The organism is Amycolatopsis oliviviridis (assembly GCF_014654365.1).
Taxonomy (GTDB): Bacteria; Actinomycetota; Actinomycetes; order Mycobacteriales; family Pseudonocardiaceae; genus Amycolatopsis; species Amycolatopsis oliviviridis.
Window position 1 is genome coordinate 382,135 of record NZ_BNAY01000006.1, and the last position, 20,140, is coordinate 402,274.

Sequence of the window (20,140 nt, forward strand, 5' to 3'; positions counted from 1 at the left end):
TAGCCCGCGAAAGTCGACGCGCCGGGAGCCGGCGAGAGGGGCTTAGGGGGACGTCTCTCCTACTTTTGCCGGTCTTTTTCCGACAGTCGATGATGTGGGCACCCGGGTTCGGTATAGGTTCCCCGGGGACCAGACTCTCAGGGCAGGGGGAAGGCAGTGGCAACGGGCACGACGGTATTCAGCAGGGTGACGGTGGTCGCGCCACGCACCCGGATCGACGTGGCTTTGCCGGCTGACGTCGCGGTGGCGGACCTGCTGCCCATGCTGTTGGAAATGGCGAAGGAGGCGACGCCGGACGGCGGCGCCCGCCACGGTGGCTGGGCGTTGGCGAAGCTGGGCGACGCGCCGCTCGACCCGAGCCGGACCCTCGCGTCCCTCGGTGTCGTCGACGGCGAACTGCTCCAGCTGCGCAAACGCAACGAGAATCCGCCGCCGCCGCTGTACGACGACGTCGTCGACGCGATCGCCGAATCCTCCCCGGACAGCTTCCGTCCGTGGACCAAGGAGACGGCGCGCCGCTTCGGGCACATCGCCGGCGGCCTGGCGCTGTTCTTCTCGGCACTCGCGCTCTTCACCAGCGGGTCGTTCTACGGCGGCAACGGACTCGCCGCCGCGATCGCGGGCGGTGTCGGCGCGATCGCGTGCGTCGCGGTCGGCGCGACGCTGGCCAAGGCCTACCAGGCCGAGGCGACGGGCGTGCTGATCGCCGCGACAGGCGGTCTCCCGCTGGCCTTCGTCAGCGGCTTCTACATCGTGCCGGGGCTGTCCCTGTGGGCGAACCTGCTGCTCGCGAGCGCTCTCGTGATCATCGTGGCGGCGGTCTGCATCCTCGTCATCGGGCACGGGATCACCACCTTCATCGCCGCCGCGACGACGGCGACGATCTCGGCGCTGACGTTCCTGGCCGCGACGCTCATCGACACCCCGATCGCCGGGATCGCCGCGGGCGCCACCGCGTTCTCGCTGGCCTGCATCTCGCTGCTGCCGCGCGCGACGATCAAGCTCGCCGCGCTGCCGACGCCGCACGTCCCCGGTAGCGCCGAAGAACTCAAGGAAGATTCGGGCTTCCCGGACTACCGCGCCATCGAACGCCGTACCGCGGTCGCGCACGAGTACATGACCGGTCTGCTGACCGGCTGCGGCGCGGCCACGGCACTGTTCGCGATCATCGCCTCGACGTCGCCCACGGTCTTCGGCCCGATCCTCGGCGTGATCGCCACGCTGGTCCTGCTCCTGAGGGCCCGGGCGTACGCGAACGGCGCGCAGGCCATCGCCCTGCTGACCACCGGCATGGTGTCCGGCGCGGGCATCCTGCTCGGCTGGATGTGGTCGGCGAGCCCGCTGAACCGGGTCCTGTTCGTGTTCGGCGCGCTGCTGCTGATCGGCGCCGGCGCGCTCGTGGTCGGCGTGATCTTCCCGAACCAGCGCTTCTCGCCGCCGCTGCGGCGGACGGTGGAGATCTTCGAGGCCGTCTTCATCGCGACGGTGCTCCCGCTGGCGCTCGGCGTCATGGATCTCTACACCACGCTGCGCCACCTCAATTTCAAGTGACGACCCGATCGGATGATGCTCTGATGGCCGCAGCGCGGAAGTCCAGGGGGACGCGCGTCCGCCACCTCGGCCTCGCCGGACGTACCGGAACGGTGCTGCTGGCGGCCGGTATCGGTGTTCTCTCGCCGGCGTCGGTGGCGCTTCCGGCGTGGGCGCAGCAAAGCAGCGTCGCGCCGGACGCCGGTGGCTACTACGCGACTCCACCCCTGGTGGACCCGACCAAGAAGCCGAACGACGAGGGCAAGCCGGACAAGACCTACGAGCAGAAGACACTGTGCGTGCAGCGCAGCAAGCTCGGCGGCGACCAGGTCGACATCAAGAGCCGGCCGTGGGGCCAGGAGTACCTGCAGATCCAGAAGGTGCACGAGCTGATGACCGGCGCCACCGGTTCGATCGGCGGAGGTGTCAAGGTCGCCGTGATCGACACCGGCGTCACCGCGCACCCCTACTTCAAGAATCCTGTCGAATCGGGGGGCGACTACGTCGCGACTCCCAACGGTGGCAAGGCACCGGGCCTCGAGGACTGCGACGGCCACGGCACCGAGGTGGCGGGGATCATCGCCGCGAACCCGCCCGACAAGAGCATCGGGTTCCGCGGTGTCGCGCCGGACGCCACGATCATGTCCATCCGTCAGTCGAGTCAGAACTACGAGGAGGCGGAGAAGAAGCCGGAGCCGCCGCCTCCGCCTCCGTCCAACTCCGCCCCTCCCGGGTCGTCGAACAACCCGCCGGGCTCGCAGCTTCCGCCCTCCTCGCAGGGAAACGGCGCTGTCGGCGGCGCGGCGGACGGAACGGGGCCGGTCCAGGACAAGGGTGGACGGCAGCAGGAGCAGGGCAAGACCGCGGGCACGCTGAAGACGCTCGCGCAGGCCGTGGTCCGGGCCGTCGACAGGGGCGCCCAGGTGATCAACATGTCGGTCGACAACTGTCGTCGGGCCGACGGCAAGATCACCTTGGGCGAACAGCAGTTGCAGGCCGCGGTGAACTACGCCGTCAACCAGAACGTGGTCGTGGTCGCGGCGGCGGGCAACGTCGGTGACAATTGCCCGCAGAACGACCAGCCGGATCCCCGGGCGCCCAGAATGATCGTCACGCCGCCGTGGTTCGCCGACGACGTGCTGTCCGTCGCGGCGATCGACGACACCGGCGGCGTCGCGGAATTCAGCGTCAACGGGCCGTGGGTGTCCGTAGCGGCTCCCGGCACGAAGATCATTTCGCTGGACCCCGCGGAGGGGTCGAGCAGCCTGGCCAACCTGACCATCGAAGGCGGCAAGGACCCCGGCCCCATCCAAGGGACCAGCTTCGCCGCCCCGTACGTCGCCGGACTGGCCGCCCTCGTGCGCGCGAAGTTCCCCGGGCTGCAGGCCCGTGAGGTGATGAACCGGATCAAGGCGACGGCGCAGCACCCCGCGGCGCCGGGCGGCCGGGACAACTTCGTCGGCTTCGGGGTCGTCGACCCGATCGCTGCGCTGACGGCGATCGTGCCGTCAGAGGCGGACAAGGCCAAGGCGGTTCCGCTGCCCTCGAACCTGCCGCCGTCGAACGACCGGGATTCCGCCCCGATGATCGTCGCGCTCGCCGGGACCGGCGGGGGCTTGGTGGCTCTGCTCGTCACGCTGTTCGTGGTGCACTCGGTCCGCCGCAACCGGCCGACCACCGCCCCGGGCCGCAAGACCCCCTAAAGCACAAAGCGACTTTCGCGGGCTAATCGTGATCCGCCCGGGCGGATCACGATTAGCCCGCGAAAGTCGCGCCCGCCTGTGGGGGCAACTACTTGGCGGGCTTGGGCTTCGGAGCGGGTTTCTTCGGGGCGTCGTCTTCGCCGATCACCGGGGGGACGACCTGACCGGGCTCACCGACCACATCGGACGGTTTCGAGGCGGGCCGCGTCTTCGACTGATGCGCCATCCCGCCTCCGCCGCCCGCGCCCATCCCCATCATGGGCGCCATCCCCATCGGCATCATCGCCGATCCGGACCCGGCGACCTGCCCCGGAGCCGGAGCCGCCTGCACGGGCGCGACCTCCGGGATCGGCGCCTGACCTTGCTCGATCAGCGGTTCCTGCGACCCGGTCTTCCGGCCGTCGGCGGGATCGGCCGCGGACGGCGACGTCGACTGTTCCTCTGTCCCGGCGTCGGAATCCCCTTCGATGGCGGCCTTCTCCTGCGGCGGCGCGCTCGTCGGCGCGGACTCGTCGTGGAGCTTGAACTCGTCCTGCGGGTACCGATGAGCGATCTCGATGCTCCGCGACGCGCCGTCAGGATCGTCGACGCCATCACAAAGCCGGACGAAGCCCTCGATGACGTTGCGAGCGGCTTCGTACAGCGCCTTGGCCGACTCCTGCGCCTCCTCCAGCTGAGTCCGTGCCCGCCGGACGCCGCCGACCGGCAGCATCGCGGTTTCGGAAGTCAGTTCGGCCGTGTCGACCAGAACCTCGACGAGGTCGGTCAGGATGCGGCGGATCGACAGCACCAGCTCGTCGAGCGAACCCGCCAGCGTGGTGAGGGCGTCTTCGACGTCGGAGCCCGCGATCTTGATGTCCCCGATGTACGCGACGAACGCGTCGGCGTCCTTGCCGGACCAGCCGGCGTCGAGGCGGCCGAGATCCTCCGACAGTTCCTTCGAGACGGTGCCCGCGGTCGCTGCCGCTTTCCGGAGCCGGTCCGCCTCCTCCTTCAAGTCCTCCCAACGCCCGGCCAGCGGTGTCAGGTAGGCCTCGACGGGGTCGATCAGTCCCAGGTGGCCGGACAACTCGGAGACGAAGGCGAGATGCGGTGCCGCGGCCTCGACCAGGTCCTCCCCGCCCGCCCCCGTCGCGTTTAGCGGGCTAAACGCGCTCGGGTCCGCTTCGGGAGCGGCGGCGGCGCGGGCGGCCTTAGGGTGCGGGATGGAATCGGTCGGGTTCTCCGACTCGGCGATCATGCGGTTCAGAGCTCCACGGCGCGTTTGATCATCTGGGCGGCCTCTTCGTCGTGCCCGGCGTGTCTCGTGGTCACTGTGTGCAGGGCCTCCGACGCCGACCTCAACGCCGCCGCGCCTTCCTCAAGCTGACGTCGGATGGCCTCGGCCGCGCGTCCGTAAGACGCGCCGAGGCCCAATTCCTCCCCTAGCGCACCATGGGACTCGACGGTGATGCCATCCCCGGACACCTCGGCGGCCGCCAGCTCGAGCTCTCCGGCGGCCGCGTCCACCCGCTTCGCATAGTCAACGACGACGGTGCCGTCGATCTTCAGGCCGGCCACTGCACCCTCCACTCACCCGATACCGCTTGGGCGTTGAGACGCGCGCGCCGTCCAAGGGGTTCCCGCGATCAGTTGCCCGCGGGAGCGTTCTGCGACTGCGTGACGACCGAGCCCGCCCTGTCGTCGATCGGCACCGTGTCGAAGGTGCGAAGGACGTCCTGCGTGTTCAGCGAAGCACCGGTGGGCAGGATCCTGACGATGGACTCGGGCGCGGGAACGCGCTTGTTGAGCCCGATCGAGTCCGCCGTCACGGCGTCGGGAACGCCGTAGCGGATGCCGCGATCGGAGATCAGCTGGATCGGCCCCTTGTCGAAGGTCTCCTTGCCGGTCGCCGACTGGACGACCGCCGCGTAGCCGGGCTCCATGTAGAAGCTGTTGATCGGCGCGCCGACCGGGCCGGGAGTACCGATCTTGATGCCGGGCGCGGACCCGTCCGCGTTCCTGCCCTTCGGCAGCTTGTCGTCGACGTAGACCGCGGTGTGCCCGTCCCGGCTGGCGCCTTCACCGGTGATGGACCAGCTCAGGCAGGAGACCCTGGAACCCTGGGTCGCGTTGAGCACCGTCGGCACGGCCTGGGGGTACCCGTCGAGCTGGACGAAGCCCTGCTGCCCCGCGACCACCCGCGCGATGTTGCGGATCGCGCCCTGAGCCAAGGACCTCACCGAGGTGCTGCCGTCGTTCTTGCCGGTCTGGACGATGTCCGCGACCGCGGACGAAACGGGCTGGACCCCTTCCTTCAGGATGAGGTGGAAGTCCTTCCGGCCGTCGGCCTGCTCCGTGGAGAAGACGTCGCCGACCCTCATGCCTTCGATCTCGTAGTTGGGGGTCTCCCCCTTGCCCGGGACGTCCGGCAGCTTCAGCTCCGGCACCTCGGGAATCGCGTCCAGCAGACCCTGGGAGATGCCGCGCGGCTGGTCCGGCAGCTTCAACGCGGCGCGGACGGCGGCCGCGTCCGCCTTGATCTCGGCCTTGACGGCGTTGGCGTTCGGCAGGTTGGGATTCGCCGCCAGCCGGTAGATCAGATAGCTCCTGCCGTTGGTGCCCTGGGCCAGCAGCGCCTCGTTCTGACCGAGCTCACGGTTCCCGAGCTGCTTCACCCCCGCGTAGACGGTCGTCTCCGTTTTCGTCAGATCGGGCTGCGGCACCGTCGGGTCGTACATGACCTCGTCGCACACGCCCCAGTCCGAGCTGGCGCGCTGGGATTCCGTCGGCATCAGCTGCGGGCCGTTGGGAATGCCCATGAGCTGACCCCGCGGGATGTTCTTCAGCTGTTCGTCCGAGACGACTGTGGGGTTCTTCACTTCGGAAGCCTGTTGCGGCCCGGAAGGCTTGCTCCCCGCCTGCTGCGCCCCCTGCTTGGACTGCGCGATGATCAGCAGCCGCGCGGAGGCGAGGTTGAAGGTCGGGACGAGTTTCTTCGGGTTCCCCGCCACGACGTACACCGTCCCGGACTGCTCGCCGATGACGATGTTGCCCGCGTCCGGCACGGACGGTTTGGGGCTCAAGAGTCCCCAGATGACGAAGACCAGGACGCCCAGCGCGGCCAGCACGACACCCACGATGGTCGCACGCGTGTGCGTGCGCATCGGGTCGTGGAGCATGACGGCGTCGCGACGGACCAGCGCGGATTGCATCCGGCGCAGAACGAACTGATAAGCCTGAACTTGAGACTTAGTAGTCGGTGTTGATGGCATTCTCGACCTACAGTCCTCCCCGTCGCGGTACGGTTCCGCAGGATAGCCGTACGGGGACCGTCTGGTGTGGGGTTTCTACCAACTCCAGCTAGTGTCAGATTCCTCGGGACCGGCTTTCCGGGTACGCAGCACGCACGAGGGGAAGAGAAAGCGCGGATGTCCGTCACCACTCCTCCACGTCCGCCCGGCCCTCCGGGGCCGCAACCTCCTGGTCGTCCGCCGGGGCCGCCGCCGAGGCCCGGGAGACCGGGCGGCCCTGGCGGCCCGGCCGGAGGCCCGGGTGGTCCCGGTGTTCCTCGCGGTCCCGGTGGCCCTGGAGGGCCCGGCGGACCGCAGGGTCCTGGCGGCCCGGGAGGACCTGGTGGTCCGGGAGGGCCCGGCGGACCTGGTGGTCCCGGTGGCCCGGGAGGCCCCGGCGGCCCCCCGTCCGGTGGCCCCGGCCCGCAGCCCGGTCCCCCGCCCGCTCCGGCGGCGCGGATCGCCGCGCCCACGCGGCGACGGACCGGCGGGATCAATCTCGGTCCGCTGCCCGTGGCGAACCTGGTCGTGCTCGAACTCGGGCTCGCGATCGGTCTCGTCCTGCTCGCGATCGACATGAAGCTGAAGTGGATCGCGATCGGCGTACTCGGCTTCGCGATCATCATCGCGTTCCTGCGCTGGGGCGGCCGCTGGTTCACCCAATGGGCTGGACTCACCATGCGGTACATGTTCCGTTCGCACGATCGGGTGGCGAATCCCCTTCCGCCGAGCAGTATCGAGGAGCTCGCCGCCGAAGAGGACGCCGTCACCGGCCCTGACGATGCCCGCGTGAACCTGCTTCGTCTCGCCGTCCCCGACCTCGTCGTCGCGCACGGTGTGGACCACGAACGCCAGCAGGTCGGCCTCGCCTGGCACGACGGCACGTGGACCGCGGTCCTGCTCGTCGAGCCCGCGCCCGCGCTGATCACCCAGGCCGGTGGCGCGCCCAGCCTGCCGCTGTCCGCGCTCGCACCTTGCCTCGAAGACCGCGGCGTGGTCCTCGACTCGATCCAGATGATCTGGCACTGCTACCCGGGCAGCGCCGCGCTTCCGTCGGACTCGCCGGCGCTGAGCTCCTACATGGAGGTGCTCGGCCCGCTTCCCGCGGCGGCCCGCCGGACGACCTGGGTCGCCATCCGGCTCGACCCGCGCCGGTGCCCGGCCGCCATCCGCGAACGCGGCGGCGGCGTCGTCGGTGCGCATCGCGCGCTGATCGGTGCGCTGTCGCGGGTGCGCAACGCGTTGGAGTCGCAGGGCGTGCCGACCCGGCCGCTCGATCCGGACGAGCTGCTGCGGTCCAGCATTTCGGCCGCGGAACTGACCGCGGTCGCCGGTTCGCCCGCGAAAGTCGGTCTGCAGGAACGCTGGACCGGCGTCACCGCGGCGGGCATCGGGCACGCGAGCTACGCGATCACCAGCTGGCCGAAGGGCAAGATCAGCGGCAGCCTGAACGCGCTGACCAGTGTCCGCGCGCTGTCAGCGACGGTGGCGATGTCGATCTCGCCGTCCGCCGACGAGGGCAAGATCGGCCTGCGGGGAATCGTTCGCCTGAGCGCGCGGAATCCGCGTGAACTGGATGCCGCCGACCAGCGGCTGCAGAGTGTCTCGGACAAGCTGGGTGTGGCGCTGACGCCGTTGCGGGGCCTGCAGATCTCCGGGTTCTCCGCGACTTTGCCGATCGGAGGCACGGCATGAGCACCCGCATGCGCGACGCGGGCCAGAGCGCCGGTGTCGCTCCGGAATTCACCGTCGACCCGGCGATGCTCGACGCGATCAGCCCGTCCGGCGACCGGGGCGGCATCGTCCTTGGCTCCGGGCTCAAGGGCGAGCCGCTGACGATTTCCGCGCTGCGGTCGACGCCGACCCGGATCGTGCTGGTCGGCGGCCTCTACCTGGCTCGCCAGGTCGCGCTGCGGGCGATGGCGGTCGGGGCGTGGGTCGTCGTGGCGACCGGTCGCCCGGCCGCGTGGCAGGTCCTCCCGCAGGCCGCGGGGAATCAGCCCAACGGCAGGCCGTCGCCGCTGGTGCAGATCCGGCGGCTGTCGCCGGTGGATCTCCCGCGCCCGTCCGAGGACGCGCCGCTGCTGGTGGTTACCGACGGCGGCCCGACACCGCAGGACCTGTTCCCGCCGCGTTCGCCGTGGCAGACGACGGTCTACGTGCTGCCTTACCTGCACCCGCAGGCCGGGGCGACCGCGAACGCGGCCGACCTGGTGCTGATGCAGCGGCTCCCGCCGGGACAGGCCGAACTGGCCGCGCGGATCTGGCGGCTCCCGCCGCAGATGATGAAGCAGCTCACGACGCTGAAGGACGACCAGGTCGTCGCTTTGGGCCGGAACCTGTGGCGCCCGCTTCGCCTGGTCACCACCGCGAAAGAGCAGCAGCTCCTGGGCCCGGTACGCCGCGGCGACTGACCCACCCGCGTCGACTTTAGCGGGCTAACCGCGCTCCTCGGGGACACTGTCCACATCGGACAGTGCCCCCGTTTTGCGTCCGGCCCCGCGTGACGTTTAGGCGGCTAAAGTCGACGCGGGGCGGGAACTTGGCCGTCAAGGGGCAATCGCGCCGGCTGTGGATAAGCCGGGGGTTGTGGATAAACAGCCCCGAAAAGGCCGTGACGGCCGAGGGTTGTCGGACTTGTCGATCACTGTGTCGACATGACCAAACCCTTCGATTCATCTCATCTCCCCGACGTCTTCCGCGGCTCGGTGGCGCGCAAGGCGGGTCTCATCACGGCGAGCCAGCTGCGTGGTTCCAGCGTCCGAAGGCTGTTCCAGGACGTCTACACGCGCGCCGACACCGAGGTCACGCACGAGCTTCGTTGCCGTGGCGCCGCGTTGCTGGCACCACCGGAAGCCGTCCTGACCGGACGATCGGCCGCGACCGTCCAAGGCGTCGAGCTGGCCAAGCCCCTCGATCCGGTCGAGATGGTCGTCCCGGAGAAACAACGCTTCGGCCCGATCGTCGGTATCAAGGTACGGCGCACCGAGATCAAACCCGAAGAATCGAGACCGTGGAACGGCATTCGCATCGCACGCAAAACCCGGACCGCGGTGGACCTGCTACTCCGGCTTTCTCCTCGCAAATCCGGCTGGGTGCGACGACTCCGTATCGGCGTCCCGGATCTGGACCAGTACATGAGAGCCAACAGGTTGAGCGATCTGCACCTCAACCCGGAGTTCTACGGACGCCGGAATCGGGGAATCCGCTTGGCCCGTAACGCTTTGAGGCTCTCCGACCCGCGTGCGGAATCGCCCCCGGAATCGGAAGTCCGTGTCGTGCTGGCCGCCGGCGGCATCGCGGCGATACCTCAGGTCGAGGTCTTCTCCCGCGAAGGCCATTTCATCGCTCGCCTCGATCTTGGCGACAAGGAGCACAAGGTCGCCATCGAATACGACGGCCAATGGCACAACACGCCAAAGCAACGCGCCTACGACCGCAAACGCCGAAGACGCGCGGAAGCCGAGGGCTGGCGGTTCGTCATCGTCACGGCGGAGGACCTCGTGAACGACTTCAAGGGCATCGTCGAGGCCGTCTGGCGCGCCCGTCGCGGCGCGGTTAGCCCGCTAACTGTGCCGCGGCCGGGTCAGGAGGGGGTGCGCATGGCGCGCGTTTGATCGGCACGGGCCGCGAGTTCGGTGTCCGGCGGGTAGTCGACGGCCATCAGCGTCAGGCCGTGCGCGGGGGCGACAGCGCTGTCCCGCGTCCGGCTCTCCAAGACGCCACCGGGCCACTCCAGCGGCCGACGGCCGTCACCGACCAAGAGCAGCGCCCCCACCAGGCTGCGCACCATCGAGTGGCAGAACGCGTCAGCGGAGACGTCGACCTCGACAGCGTGCGGTCCGGTCCGCCTCCAGGCGAGCTTCTGCAGCTCGCGAATAGTCGTCCCGCCTTCACGCTGTTTGCAGAAGGCCGCGAAGTCCTGAAGCCCCAAGAGAGACTCCGACGCCTCGTTCATCGCGTCGATCGAGAGCGGCCGCCCCCAGGCGAGGGTGTCGTGCCGCCTCAAGGGATCCACGCCCCACGGCGCGTCCGAAACGCGGTAGCGATAGTGCCGCCGTACGGCCGAGAACCGCGCGTCGAACCCGGGCGCGGCCGCACGGGCGTCCAGCACTCGCACGTCACCCGGCAGGTACCGGTTCCAGCGATGACGCATCCGCCCCAGGTCAGGAATGCCCTGCTCGTCCAGTTCCAGGCGTCCGGATCGCGTTTTGCCTGCTAAAGGCGACGCGTCGACGTGGACCACCTGGCCGGCGGCGTGCACACCGGCATCGGTGCGGCCGGCGACGACGACGGACTTCGGCACCGAGGCCCCTGGGGGCTGCTTCGCGAGAGCCTCCTCGAGGACTCCCTGCACCGTGCGCCGCCCGGGCTGCCGCGCCCAGCCGGAGAAATCGGTGCCGTCGTAAGAAACATCCAGACGCAGACGAACGAGCCCGCCCTCCGCGATGGGAGTGGCGGGCTCGTCCGGGGTGTTCGGTGCCGTCAGGACGTCAGTCCTTCTTGCTGTCCGCGTCCGCGGCGGGGGCCTCAGCGGCCTCGTCGGCGGCGGGAGCCTCGGTGGCCTCCGGAGCCTCGGTGGCGGCCGTGTCGGCAACCTCAGGGGCCTCGGTGGCCTCCTCGGCGGCCGGGGCGGCAGCCTTCGGCTCGTCCTTGGCGAACTTCGTCTTGCGCGCGGCCTCGGCCTCGGCGGTGACGGTCTTCTCGGCCACCAGCTCGATGACGGCCATGGGGGCGTTGTCGCCCTTGCGCGCCATCGTCTTGGTGATCCGGGTGTAGCCACCCGGACGCTCCGCGAAGAACGGACCGATCTCGGCGATCAGCTTGTGCACGACGTCCTTGTCGCGCACGATGCGCTGGATCTGACGACGGTTGTGCAGGTCGCCCCGCTTCGCCTTCGTGATCAGCTTCTCGGCCAGCGGGCGCACCCGCCGGGCCTTCGCCTCGGTCGTCGTGATCTTGCCGTGCTCGAACAGCTGGGTGGCCAGGTTGGCCAAGATCAGCCGCTCGTGCGCGGGCGACCCGCCGAGACGGGGTCCCTTTGTGGGGGTGGGCATCGGTTCTCCTCGTTCAGCTCACAGCTGGAGGCCGGGGCTCCCCCACCCCTACCGGTGAGGGAGCCGTAGCTGGCCTTACAGCTGCTCCGTCTCTGCGTAGTCCTGGCCATCGTCGTGGCCGTTGTCCGAAATTCCGTCCGTGATGCTGTCGACGCCCTCGGACCAGCCTTCACCGTCGTAGCTGGCCGCGGCCGCGGTCGGGTCGAACCCGGGCGGGCTGTCCTTCAGCGCGAGGCCGAGACCGACGAGCTTGAGCTTGACCTCGTCGATCGACTTCGCACCGAAGTTGCGGATGTCCAGCAGGTCGGCCTCGCTGCGCGAGACCAGTTCGCCGACGGTGTGGATGCCCTCGCGCTTGAGGCAGTTGTACGACCGGACGGTGAGGTCCAGGTCCTCGATCGGCATCGCGTAGGCGGCGATGGTGTCCGCCTCCTGCGGCGACGGGCCGATCTCGATGCCCTCGGCGTCGACGTTCAGCTCGCGCGCGAGACCGAACAGCTCCACCAGCGTCTTACCGGCCGACGCGACGGCGTCCCGCGGCGTGATCGACGGCTTCGTCTCCACGTCCAGGATCAGCTTGTCGAAGTCGGTGCGCTGCTCGACACGGGTCGCCTCGACCTTGTAGGTCACCTTCAGCACCGGGGAGTAGATGGAGTCGACCGGGATCCGGCCGATCTCCGCGCCCGCCTGCTTGTTCTGCAGGGCCGGAACGTAACCGCGGCCGCGCTCGACGACGAGCTCGATCTCGAGCTTGCCCTTGCCGTTCAGCGACGCGATGTGCAGATCCGGGTTGTGCACGGTGACACCGGCCGGGGGCACGATGTCGGCGGCGGTGACCTCACCGGGGCCCTGCTTGCGCAGGTACATGGTGACCGGCTCGTCCTCTTCCGAGGAGACCACGAGCTCCTTGAGGTTCAGGATGATGTCGGTGACGTCTTCCTTCACCCCGGGAACGGTGGTGAACTCGTGCAGCACGCCGTCGATGCGGATGCTCGTCACGGCCGCGCCCGGAATGGACGACAGCAGCGTGCGCCGCAGCGAGTTGCCGAGCGTGTACCCGAAGCCGGGCTCCAGCGGTTCGATGGTGAACCGGGAGCGGGTCTCGTTGACCGTCTCTTCGCCGAGAGCCGGCCGCTGGGAAATCAGCATCTTTCCTAATTCCTTTCCAAACGGCGCCCGCCATATGACACCGAAAGGGATGGCGACGCGGCGGCGCACTCTGGGCGCCGCCGCGCGAACCCACACCGGGCCGGAGGATCTCCGGCCCGGTGATGGATCACTTCGAGTAGAGCTCGACGATCAGCTGTTCCTGAACCGGAACGTCGATCTGAGCGCGCTCCGGGAGCTGGTGGACCAGCACACGGAGGTTGGACGGAACGACCTGGAGCCACGCGGGAACCGGACGCTCGCCGAACGACTCCTTGGCCGCGACGAAGGGCAGCATCGCGAACGACTTCGGCCGCACGTCGATGATGTCCCACTTCGTGACCTGGTAGGACGGGACGTTGACCTTGACGCCGTTGACCAGGAAGTGGCCGTGGCTCACCAGCTGACGCGCCTGACGGCGGGTGCGGGCGATGCCGGCGCGGTAGATCACGTTGTCCAGACGGGACTCGAGGATCTGCAGCAGGTTCTCACCGGTCTTACCCGGACGCCGGACGGCTTCCTTGTAGTACCGGACGAACTGACGCTCGAGAACGCCGTAGGTGTAGCGAGCCTTCTGCTTCTCCTGCGACTGCAGGAGGTACTCGGACTCCTTGATGCGCCCGCGGCCGTGCTGGCCCGGCGGGTAGGGGCGACGCTCGAAAGCCTGGTCGCCGCCGATGAGGTCAACCTTGAGGCGACGCGAAATACGCGTCGCGGGGCCGGTGTAACGAGCCATTTCTTCTTACTCCTCCCCGTTCCTCAGACCCGGCGCCGCTTGGGCGGGCGGCAGCCGTTGTGAGGCTGCGGGGTCACGTCCTGGATGGTGCCGACCTCGAGGCCGGCCGCCTGCAGCGAGCGGATCGCCGTCTCGCGGCCCGAACCCGGGCCCTTCACGAAGACGTCGACCTTCTTCATGCCGTGCTCGGCAGCCTTGCGGGCGGCGTTCTCGGCGGCCATCTGCGCGGCGAACGGGGTGGACTTACGCGAGCCCTTGAAGCCCACGTGACCACTCGACGCCCACGCGATCACGGCACCGGTCGGGTCCGTGATCGAGACGATGGTGTTGTTGAAGGTGCTCTTGATGTGCGCGTGACCGTGCGCGACATTCTTCTTTTCCTTACGGCGGACCTTCTTGGCCCCCGCCGCAGTACGAGACTTCGGTGGCATGTTCTGAGGGTTCTCCTGTTAGCGCGCGTTCTCTTGGTGAGCGGCGACCGCTTCGGCCTGTCCGCGCCGGATGATCGAACCGGCGTCGGTGTACAGGTTGCGGAGCGCCATCGGGCGGGCGTAGAGCGCCTTGGGCGAGACACAAGCCGAGCCGCGGCGGTGAACGCCGCCCATCCGCACGACCTTCTTGCCCTGGACGCTCACTTCTTGCCAGCCTTCTTCTTGCCGGCGACCGTCTTCTTCGGACCCTTGCGGGTGCGGGCGTTCGTCTTGGTCCGCTGGCCACGGACGGGAAGTCCGCGACGCCAGCGAAGGCCCTCGTAGCACCCGATCTCGATCTTCCGACGGATGTCGGCGTTCACCTCGCGGCGAAGGTCACCCTCGACCTTGAAGTTCTCTTCGATGTAGACCCGCAGCTTGGCGAGGTCGTCATCGCTCAGATCCTTGACGCGAGTGTCCGCGTTGAGCTCGGCAGCCGCGATGAGCTGCTTCGAGCGGGTACGGCCGATGCCGTAGATGTAGGTCAGCGCGATCTCCAACCGCTTTTCGCGGGGGAGGTCTACGCCAGCGAGTCGTGCCATTGGCGTTGATGCTCCTTCATAGAATTCATCTCCAGGTCTGCTCCCCGTCCGGTCCCGGGACCGACTCGCCTGTCGTGCCCTTGGCTTGCGCTTCGGGTGTCCCGGCCCCGGCCTGAAGTCCGGGGGTGAACCGGGCCGTTCGCACGGCCCGGCAGGTGCGGGGAGATTGTGTAGCCGTCAATCCACTCTGTACGAGTGCGAGTGATCAGCCCTGCCGCTGCTTGTGCCGCAGGTTCTCGCAGATCACCATGATCCGGCCGTGACGGCGGATCACCTTGCACTTGTCGCAGATCTTCTTGACGCTCGGCTGGACCTTCACGTCTCCTGCTCTCCTGCTTGTGCTAACTCGTCGTGATCACTTGTAGCGGTAGACGATGCGACCACGAGACAAGTCGTAGGGCGAGAGCTCCACGACAACCCTGTCCTCGGGCAGGATGCGGATGTAGTGCTGCCGCATCTTGCCGCTGATGTGTGCAAGGACCTTGTGGCCGTTCTCCAACTCGACGCGGAACATCGCGTTGGGGAGCGGCTCGACTACGCGGCCTTCGACCTCGATGGCCCCGTCTTTCTTGCCCATGTCCTCCGCATTTCCTGTCGCTACACTGTGTGATCAGTCAAAGCTTGAGTGCTTGGCTGGGTGGTGCTTCGGCACACTCCTGCCCGGGTCCAATGTCCGTTCGCGAGAATTCACGAGCGCGCAGGATCCGGGCGCGATGAGTACACCGACTTGACAGTGTACGCAACCCGTGTCGTGAGCCCCAAACGGGGGGTAACTGTGTTAGGTGACCCCTGTGCCCGCCGGAAGCGGCCTCCACCATCGTACGCCTCCGCCGACCTGCGTTTAGCGGGCTAAACGCGCTCTGTCGGGCGGGTGCCCCGGCGCGCTCGGCGGGTGGGGTGCGCCCGATGGGGGCAGCGGGCAGGCTCCTCTTCGGCGGGCCCGGGCGCTGCGCCGACCAGCGGACGGACTTGCGTTTAGCGGCCTAACCGCGCTCCGGGCGCGTTCGCCTTTAGCCCCCTAATCGCGATCGGCGGAGCGCGATTAGGGGGCTAAACGCAGGTCCGGGCGCACTTGCGTTTAGCGGGCTAAACGCGATCCGGGGGTGGAGGGGTCAGGAGTCTTCGGGGGCGGTCAGGACCCACGGGCCGTCATCGGTGATGGCGACGGTGTGCTCCCAGTGTGACGCCCGCGAGCCGTCCGCGGTCACGACGGTCCACCCGTCCTCGAGCTCGACGGTCTCTCCCCCGCCACCGGTGAGCATGGGCTCGATCGCGAGCGCCATCCCGGTCTTGAGCCGCGGCCCCTTGCCCGGTTTGCCGAGGTTCGGCAGGAACGGGTCCATGTGCATCTGGCGCCCGATCCCGTGACCGCCGTACTCGACGATCATCCCGTACTCGATGCCGTCGTCCCGGCCGGCCTTCTCGGCCGCGGTCTGCACGGCGTACGAGATGTCCGTGAGCCGTCCACCCGCCGACACCGCGGCGATCCCTGCCCACATGGCGGCCTCGGTGGCCGCGGAAAGCGCGAGATCCGCCTTCGATACCTCGCCGATCGCGAGGGTGACCGCGGAGTCGCCGTGCCAGCCGTCGAGGATCGCGCCGCAGTCGACGGAGATGATGTCGCCGTCGTTCAGGACCTGCGTCTTCGACGGGATGCCGTGGACGATCTGCTCGTTCACCGAAGCGCAGATCGACGCCGGGAAGCCGTGGTACCCCTTGAACGAGGGAACCGCGCCGGCGTCGCGGATCGTCTGCTCGGCGAGTTCGTCGAGATCGGCCGTGGTCACGTCCGGCTTGGCGATCTCCCGCACCGCGGTGAGGGTGCGCCAGACGACCAGGCCCGCGGCCCGCATCGCCTGGAGCTCACCGGGGGTCTTGATTTCGATCATGCGCCCACGACGAAGCCGTTGCAGTACACGCAGTCCTCCGAGGTTCACGTGCGGTCGCGCAGCGCTTCCAGCACGCGGGCGGAGATCTCGTCGACCGAGCCGACGCCGTCGACCGTGACCAGGATGTCCGCGTAGTACTCGAGCAGCGGAGCCGTCTCGGATACGTAGATCTGCTGACGACGACGGATGACCTCTTCGGTGTCGTCCGAACGACCGCGGGACAGCAGCCGCTCGACGACGACGTCTTCCGAGACCTGGAGCTGGATGACCGCGTTCAGCTCGGTGTCGACCTCGCCGAGGATCTCACCGAGGACATCGGCCTGCTTGGTGTTCCGGGGGAACCCGTCCAGCAGGAAACCGACCTTCGCGTCGGGTTCGGCGAGACGCTCACGCACCATCTCGTTCGTGACCGAGTCGGGCACGAGTTCACCGGAGTCCAGGTAGCGCTTGGCTTCCTGGCCCAGCGGCGTCTGCTCGCCCACGTGGGCGCGAAACAGGTCGCCGGTCGAGATGTGCGGGATCCGGAGCTTCTCCGACAGTGCTACCGCCTGAGTACCTTTGCCCGCGCCAGGAGGGCCAACGAGAACCAGGCGCGTCACTTCAAGAACCCTTCGTAGTTACGTTGCATCAGCTGGCTTTCGATCTGCTTCACGGTGTCGAGACCGACACCGACCATGATCAGCACAGCCGTGCCACCGAACGGGAAGTTCTGGTTGTTCCCGCTGCCGGTGACGGACAGGAAGAAGTTCGGAAGGATCGCGATGATGCCCAGGTACAGCGAGCCCGGCAGGGTGATCCGGCCGAGGACGTAGCTGAGGTACTCCGCGGTGGGGCGCCCCGGGCGGATACCCGGGATGAAGCCACCGAACTTCTTCATCTCTTCCGCACGCTCGTCCACGTTGAACGTGATCGTGATGTAGAAGTACGTGAAGAAGATGATCAACGCGAAGTACAGCAGGACGTGCGCCCAGCTGGACTGGTTGACGATGTAGTTCTGGATGAAGACCTGCCAACCGGCGTTGCTGTTGGCGTCGCCGACGAGGCGGCTGATCAGGTCCGGCAGGTAGAGCAGCGACGAGGCGAAGATGACCGGGATGACACCGGCCTGGTTCACCTTGATCGGCAGGTAGGTCGAGGTCCCGCCGTACATGCGGCGGCCGATCATGCGCTTGGCGTACTGCACCGGGATCCGGCGCTGGCCCTGCTCGACGAAGATGACGCTGGCGATGATCACCAAGCCGAACACACAGATCAGGGCGAAGACGACGCCACCCGCGCTGCTGAGGATGTTGCCACCCTCGATCGGGATGCGGGCCGCGATGTTCAGGAAGATGAGGACGGACATGCCGTTGCCGACGCCGCGCTCGGTGATCAGCTCACCCAGCCACATCATGACGGCGGTACCGGCGGTCATCGTGATCACGATGATGGCCAGCGTGTAGACGCTGTTGTCCGGGATGATCGCGGTGTCACACTGCGGGAAGAGCTGCTTGCGGTCGGCGAGCGCCACCACACCGGTGGCCTGCAGGACCGCGAGGGCGATCGTCAGGTACCGGGTGTACTGGGTCAGCTTGCCCTGACCGGACTGGCCTTCCTTCTTCAGCTCCTCGAACCGCGGGATGACCACGGTGAGGAGCTGGACGATGATGCTCGCCGTGATGTACGGCATGATGCCGGTCGAGAACAGCGACAGCTGCAGCAGCGCACCGCCGCTGAACAGGTTCAGCAGCTGATAGACGCCCTCCTGCGACCCGGTCTCCGTACATTTCTGGACGGCGGAGTACGAGATGCCCGGGGCCGGGATGGTGGCACCGATTCGGTAGACCGCGACAATGGCTAGCGTGAACAGGATCTTCTTACGTAGATCCGGCGTCGCGAGAGCCGAGCGGAAGGCGCTGAGCACGCGGGGGACCTCCTCGGCGTCGTCGGCTGTCTTACCGACGATCGGCTTGGCCGACCTGGGGCCGGCGGGAACACACAGCTTTCTGGCACAAGCCAGGAACGCTTCGGGGCACACTCGTCCCGAAGCGTGCCGCCGACTCTAACAGCTTCACAGGGCGTGTCCGCAGTGCGTGTGGGTTTTCCGGACGAAGGTTGGTCCGCGAGGTTGATCGACTTACTCTTCTCGCTCCTGAACCTTGACAGATCGCCCTGTCGTTCCCTGCTTTCCGGCACCATCAGATCGCGGTTAGCCCGCTGAACGCAACGTGATCAGGAGCTCGAAGCGGCGAGAGCGCCGGCCATGCCGAGGAGTACGACACCGGTGCCGCGATCGACGTTGCGAGTCGCCCGGCGGGACAACCGGAGCGACTTCACGAGCGCGCCGGCTCCGACGTAGGTCGCGCCCGCGACGAACTCGGCGAGCAGGTAGACGGCGCCGAGAATCGCGATCTGGGCGGGGAATGAGCCGTGAGCTGCGTCGATGAACTGGGGCACGAACGCCGTGAAGATGAGGATCGCCTTCGGGTTCGTGATCGCGACGACGAACTCCTTCCTCGCGATCCGGAGTGCCGATACGGGTTCGGCGTCCCGTGGTGCCGCGACCAGCGCGGTTCGTCCGGCACGGAACGTCGACCACAGCAGCCGCCCACCGATCCAGAGCAGATAGGCGACGCCTGCCCATTTGATCACCGTGAGTGCAAGCTCCGAGGCCGCGAGGAGTTGCCCGAGCCCTGCCGCGACCGCTGCGATCAGCACCGCGAATGCGGCCAATCGGCCTAGCAGGCCGGCGAGCCCTTTCCCCGCACCCTGCGTCATGCCGTGGTGCAGGCCGAGCAGGTTGTTCGCCCCTGGCGTAAAAGCCACGAGCACGGCCGCTCCGAAAAAGACCGCCACCCAAGTCATCGGCCACCTCCTCCGCGCCCCGATACGAGAGCGCGTTTAGCGGGCTAATCGCGCTCCTTCGCGCCGGGATCCGGCGGAGGCGCGAAGGCCGAGTAGTCCGGCGGCCCGGGCCGCGGCTCCGGTGGAAGCACCGTGATGGAGATGCCGTCCTTTGGAGTCGGCATGTCCGCGAGACCAGGGTCCCCGACCATCGGGACTTCGTCCGCCTGGACGCGATGACTCATGATGGCCGCGCCCACTGAAGCGGCGACCGCGGCGAAGAGAGCCCACATGCCCGCTTCGACCGTTGTCGTCGTTTCGATGCTCGGCCCGATTCCGATGCCGATGCCCAGCATTCCGATGGTCGCCACCACGCCGATGAGGAACACCGCGGCGATGGTCGTCAGCCACCGGTCGAGACCGTTCGGCCGGCGGTAAGCCGCCCGAGCGCTGACGAGGAGGGCGGCGAGGAGCAAAACAGCCGCGAGAACCAAAGGGATGCCGACAGGGATCGCCGACTGCTTGAACGTCTCTCCCATTTGGACGAACTCCGACCCCCACGCGCTCTGCACCGTCAGCAGCTCGAAGCTCTGGCCTCGGTCGAAGTCCGTCCGATGCTGCGAGCGGAAGAGCGGGAAGAAACAGCCGACGAGGGTCAGGACCATCGCCAAAGCGACAAGACCCGCCGCCACCAACCGGCGCGGCTCGGGCCGGTCGTGCGACGTCGACGTGACCACCGGATCCGCGGGGCCCGACACCGACACGACCGTCGGCGGGGCGTCCGGCTGCTGCTGGAATGGCTGCCCGTCCTGCCCTGGAGGTGTGTCCACCTCGTGATTCTTCCAGCTCAGACCTCCGCCCGCCACGCTCGCGGCCCGAGGCCGACTCGCCTTTAGCGGCCTAAGAGCGATCCGGGCGGCGGGCACCTGGGCGACCGGCGACTTGCGTTTAGCCCCCTAATCGCGATCTGGG

The 20,140-nt window shown here is 68.2% G+C and carries 22 protein-coding genes; 5 read left to right on the top strand and 17 right to left on the bottom strand.

Going from position 1 to position 20,140, the window contains the following annotated elements; translation table 11 throughout:
- Positions 1-186: 186 nt before the first annotated feature.
- Complete coding sequence (eccD, locus tag IE302_RS27025) at positions 187-1,551, top strand: type VII secretion integral membrane protein EccD (protein WP_191257259.1); 1,365 nt, start codon at positions 187-189, stop codon at positions 1,549-1,551.
- Positions 1,552-1,574: 23 nt separating this feature from the next.
- Positions 1,575-3,233, top strand: a complete 1,659-nt coding sequence (locus IE302_RS27030; RefSeq protein WP_191257260.1) for a S8 family serine peptidase — start codon at positions 1,575-1,577, stop codon at positions 3,231-3,233.
- 88 nt (positions 3,234-3,321) lie between these two features.
- Here IE302_RS27030 and IE302_RS27035 read toward each other — a convergent pair whose 3' ends face one another.
- The 3 genes from IE302_RS27035 to eccB form a co-directional block, all read right to left on the bottom strand.
- Positions 3,322-4,473 (bottom strand): WXG100 family type VII secretion target, encoded by a 1,152-nt coding sequence (locus IE302_RS27035; protein ID WP_191257261.1) that lies wholly within the window; start codon positions 4,471-4,473, stop codon positions 3,322-3,324.
- A gap of 5 nt (positions 4,474-4,478) precedes the next feature.
- A complete protein-coding gene (locus IE302_RS27040; RefSeq protein WP_191257262.1) occupies positions 4,479-4,793 on the bottom strand; it encodes a hypothetical protein in 315 nt (104 codons plus the stop codon).
- A 68-nt stretch (positions 4,794-4,861) separates the two neighbouring features.
- Complete coding sequence (gene eccB, locus IE302_RS27045) at positions 4,862-6,487, bottom strand: type VII secretion protein EccB (RefSeq protein ID WP_191257263.1); 1,626 nt, start codon at positions 6,485-6,487, stop codon at positions 4,862-4,864.
- 531 nt (positions 6,488-7,018) lie between these two features.
- On the opposite strand from eccB, the gene eccE reads away from it, so the two are divergent.
- The 3 genes from eccE (at position 7,019) to IE302_RS27060 (ending at position 10,122) form a co-directional block, all read left to right on the top strand.
- Positions 7,019-8,200 carry a type VII secretion protein EccE gene (gene eccE / locus IE302_RS27050; protein WP_191257264.1) on the top strand — a complete coding sequence of 394 codons (1,182 nt, stop codon included), beginning with the start codon at positions 7,019-7,021 and terminating at the stop codon, positions 8,198-8,200.
- Complete coding sequence (locus tag IE302_RS27055; protein ID WP_093938471.1) at positions 8,197-8,919, top strand: hypothetical protein; 723 nt, start codon at positions 8,197-8,199, stop codon at positions 8,917-8,919. Before eccE ends, IE302_RS27055 begins: the two co-directional genes overlap by 4 nt.
- 243 nt (positions 8,920-9,162) lie before the next feature.
- Positions 9,163-10,122, top strand: coding sequence for an endonuclease domain-containing protein (locus IE302_RS27060; RefSeq protein ID WP_191257265.1), 960 nt, complete (start codon positions 9,163-9,165; stop codon positions 10,120-10,122).
- Here the strand turns inward: IE302_RS27060 and truA are convergent.
- The 14 genes from truA to IE302_RS27130 form a co-directional block, all read right to left on the bottom strand.
- The gene (truA, locus tag IE302_RS27065; protein WP_229907966.1) at positions 10,092-10,925 is read right to left on the bottom strand and encodes a tRNA pseudouridine(38-40) synthase TruA; all 834 of its coding nucleotides are present in this window, start codon (positions 10,923-10,925) and stop codon (positions 10,092-10,094) included. The two genes, IE302_RS27060 and truA, sit on opposite strands and share 31 nt — an antisense overlap.
- Positions 10,926-10,998: 73 nt before the next feature.
- Entirely contained in the window at positions 10,999-11,562 is a 564-nt protein-coding gene (gene rplQ / locus IE302_RS27070) for a 50S ribosomal protein L17 (RefSeq protein ID WP_191257266.1), read from the bottom strand.
- Positions 11,563-11,637: 75 nt separating this feature from the next.
- Positions 11,638-12,711, bottom strand: a complete 1,074-nt coding sequence (locus tag IE302_RS27075) for a DNA-directed RNA polymerase subunit alpha (protein WP_005166811.1) — start codon at positions 12,709-12,711, stop codon at positions 11,638-11,640.
- Between the two features lie 127 nt (positions 12,712-12,838).
- Positions 12,839-13,444, bottom strand: coding sequence for a 30S ribosomal protein S4 (gene rpsD / locus IE302_RS27080; RefSeq protein ID WP_007031054.1), 606 nt, complete (start codon positions 13,442-13,444; stop codon positions 12,839-12,841).
- A gap of 23 nt (positions 13,445-13,467) precedes the next feature.
- Positions 13,468-13,875 (bottom strand): 30S ribosomal protein S11, encoded by a 408-nt coding sequence (rpsK, locus tag IE302_RS27085; RefSeq protein WP_004558885.1) that lies wholly within the window; start codon positions 13,873-13,875, stop codon positions 13,468-13,470.
- Positions 13,876-13,893: 18 nt separating this feature from the next.
- Positions 13,894-14,079, bottom strand: coding sequence for a hypothetical protein (locus IE302_RS27090; RefSeq protein WP_005166807.1), 186 nt, complete (start codon positions 14,077-14,079; stop codon positions 13,894-13,896).
- Positions 14,076-14,456, bottom strand: a complete 381-nt coding sequence (rpsM, locus tag IE302_RS27095; protein ID WP_005166805.1) for a 30S ribosomal protein S13 — start codon at positions 14,454-14,456, stop codon at positions 14,076-14,078. Before rpsM ends, IE302_RS27090 begins: the two co-directional genes overlap by 4 nt.
- Before the next feature lie 205 nt (positions 14,457-14,661).
- Positions 14,662-14,775, bottom strand: a complete 114-nt coding sequence (gene rpmJ, locus IE302_RS27100) for a 50S ribosomal protein L36 (RefSeq protein ID WP_004558882.1) — start codon at positions 14,773-14,775, stop codon at positions 14,662-14,664.
- A gap of 36 nt (positions 14,776-14,811) precedes the next feature.
- Positions 14,812-15,033, bottom strand: coding sequence for a translation initiation factor IF-1 (gene infA / locus IE302_RS27105; protein ID WP_005166804.1), 222 nt, complete (start codon positions 15,031-15,033; stop codon positions 14,812-14,814).
- A 535-nt stretch (positions 15,034-15,568) separates the two neighbouring features.
- Entirely contained in the window at positions 15,569-16,345 is a 777-nt protein-coding gene (gene map, locus IE302_RS27110) for a type I methionyl aminopeptidase (protein WP_191257267.1), read from the bottom strand.
- A gap of 44 nt (positions 16,346-16,389) precedes the next feature.
- Positions 16,390-16,944, bottom strand: a complete 555-nt coding sequence (locus IE302_RS27115; protein WP_005166801.1) for an adenylate kinase — start codon at positions 16,942-16,944, stop codon at positions 16,390-16,392.
- Positions 16,941-18,248: a preprotein translocase subunit SecY gene (secY, locus tag IE302_RS27120; RefSeq protein ID WP_039919707.1), complete on the bottom strand. Its 1,308-nt coding sequence runs from the start codon at positions 18,246-18,248 to the stop codon at positions 16,941-16,943. The genes IE302_RS27115 and secY overlap by 4 nt, the downstream gene beginning before the upstream one ends.
- A gap of 308 nt (positions 18,249-18,556) precedes the next feature.
- On the bottom strand, positions 18,557-19,189 hold the full coding sequence (locus tag IE302_RS27125) for a LysE family translocator (RefSeq protein ID WP_191257268.1): 633 nt from the start codon (positions 19,187-19,189) through the stop codon (positions 18,557-18,559).
- A 44-nt stretch (positions 19,190-19,233) separates the two neighbouring features.
- Positions 19,234-19,998, bottom strand: a complete 765-nt coding sequence (locus IE302_RS27130) for a hypothetical protein (protein ID WP_229907953.1) — start codon at positions 19,996-19,998, stop codon at positions 19,234-19,236.
- Positions 19,999-20,140 lie beyond the last annotated feature (142 nt).

Coding starts and splice junctions, on each gene's coding strand:
- IE302_RS27075 (WP_005166811.1), bottom strand. CDS start 12,711: ATGCTGATTTCCCAGCGGCCGGCTCTCGGCGAAGAGACGGTCAACGAG.
- rpsD (WP_007031054.1), bottom strand. CDS start 13,444: ATGGCTCGTTACACCGGCCCCGCGACGCGTATTTCGCGTCGCCTCAAG.
- IE302_RS27125 (WP_191257268.1), bottom strand. CDS start 19,189: ATGACTTGGGTGGCGGTCTTTTTCGGAGCGGCCGTGCTCGTGGCTTTT.
- rplQ (WP_191257266.1), bottom strand. CDS start 11,562: ATGCCCACCCCCACAAAGGGACCCCGTCTCGGCGGGTCGCCCGCGCAC.
- IE302_RS27060 (WP_191257265.1), top strand. CDS start 9,163: ATGACCAAACCCTTCGATTCATCTCATCTCCCCGACGTCTTCCGCGGC.
- eccB (WP_191257263.1), bottom strand. CDS start 6,487: ATGCCATCAACACCGACTACTAAGTCTCAAGTTCAGGCTTATCAGTTC.
- rpsK (WP_004558885.1), bottom strand. CDS start 13,875: ATGCCACCGAAGTCTCGTACTGCGGCGGGGGCCAAGAAGGTCCGCCGT.
- infA (WP_005166804.1), bottom strand. CDS start 15,033: ATGGGCAAGAAAGACGGGGCCATCGAGGTCGAAGGCCGCGTAGTCGAG.
- rpsM (WP_005166805.1), bottom strand. CDS start 14,456: ATGGCACGACTCGCTGGCGTAGACCTCCCCCGCGAAAAGCGGTTGGAG.
- IE302_RS27035 (WP_191257261.1), bottom strand. CDS start 4,473: ATGATCGCCGAGTCGGAGAACCCGACCGATTCCATCCCGCACCCTAAG.
- IE302_RS27055 (WP_093938471.1), top strand. CDS start 8,197: ATGAGCACCCGCATGCGCGACGCGGGCCAGAGCGCCGGTGTCGCTCCG.
- map (WP_191257267.1), bottom strand. CDS start 16,345: ATGATCGAAATCAAGACCCCCGGTGAGCTCCAGGCGATGCGGGCCGCG.
- IE302_RS27030 (WP_191257260.1), top strand. CDS start 1,575: ATGGCCGCAGCGCGGAAGTCCAGGGGGACGCGCGTCCGCCACCTCGGC.